Origin of the sequence: Falsihalocynthiibacter sp. BN13B15 (genome assembly GCF_041205415.1) — a bacterium.
Lineage (GTDB): Bacteria > Pseudomonadota > Alphaproteobacteria > Rhodobacterales > Rhodobacteraceae > Falsihalocynthiibacter > Falsihalocynthiibacter arcticus.
Genome location: NZ_JBGFCE010000058.1, coordinates 1 through 1,075 on the forward strand (window position 1 = coordinate 1; position 1,075 = coordinate 1,075).

General features: G+C 53.3%; 1 pseudogene. It reads right to left on the reverse strand.

From position 1 onward, the window contains the following. Positions 1-39: 39 nt before the first annotated feature. Positions 40-1,075 (reverse strand): annotated as a pseudogene (locus AB9F26_RS22110) (IS3 family transposase); the annotation flags it as partial.

Here is a 1,075-nt window from a genome sequence, read left to right on the forward strand (position 1 = left end):
GGTAATCCCCCCATTTTTAATGGGGTCCAGCCGTAGAATTTACGCGGCCATTTTCAGTTTCATGGCGGGTGTGATGCCGCCGATGCCCATGTTGGGTCGCTCGTTGTTGTATGTCCAGAGCCATTCCGTGGCCTGATCCTGTGCCTCTTCGATGGTTTCAAAGATGTATTGGCTGAGCCATTCGCTACGCACAGTGCGGTTGTAACGCTCGATGTAGGCGTTCTGCTGCGGCTTGCCAGGTTGAATGTATTCAAGCCGAACACCTTGCTTCTCGGCCCATTCCATCAGCTTTCCACTGACATATTCCGGGCCGTTGTCGACGCGGATCGCTTTCGGTTTCCCTCGCCATTCAATGATCTGATTTAGGCTGCGTACAACACGCTCGGCAGGCAACGAAAAATCCACCTCAATGCAAAGACCCTCACGATTAAAGTCATCCAAGACGTTCAATGTCCGGATTGACCTGCCATCAGCCAGCTGATCTGCCATGAAATCCATCGACCATGTCTCATTCGGCCTGTCAGGCACCGCCAACGGCTCAGGCTGGTCCCGCTTCAGTCGTTTCTTAGGCTTAATGCGCAGGTTCAGCTCCAGTTCGCAGTAAATTCGGTACACGCGCTTATGGTTCCATCCGTATCCTTGAACGTTGCGCAGATACAAAAAGCATAGGCCAAATCCCCAGGTGCGTTTGTTCTCGGTCAGGCGTTCCAACCAGTCGGAGATCTCTTCGTTCTCGTCGCTCAGGATTGGGCTGTAACGATAACAGGTCTCGCTGATCTCAAATGCACGGCAGGCCAGCGAAATACTGGCCCCGTCTCGTGCAACCGCATTCATGGCCATCCACTGACCGGCAGGTGAGTGGCACACTCACTGAGAGGTTCTCGCCTCAGAGACGGCCTCAGCGCTTTTTTCCAAGAGCTTCCTTCAGCAAGTCATTCTGCATGCTCATCTCAGCATACATCCTTTTGAGGCGGCGGTTTTGCTCCGCCATATCCTTCATCTCTGTGATCAAAGACGCATCTATTACCCGGCAGGTGATGCTTGCATCACTGAGAGGGCATGCCGCCAAACTTCG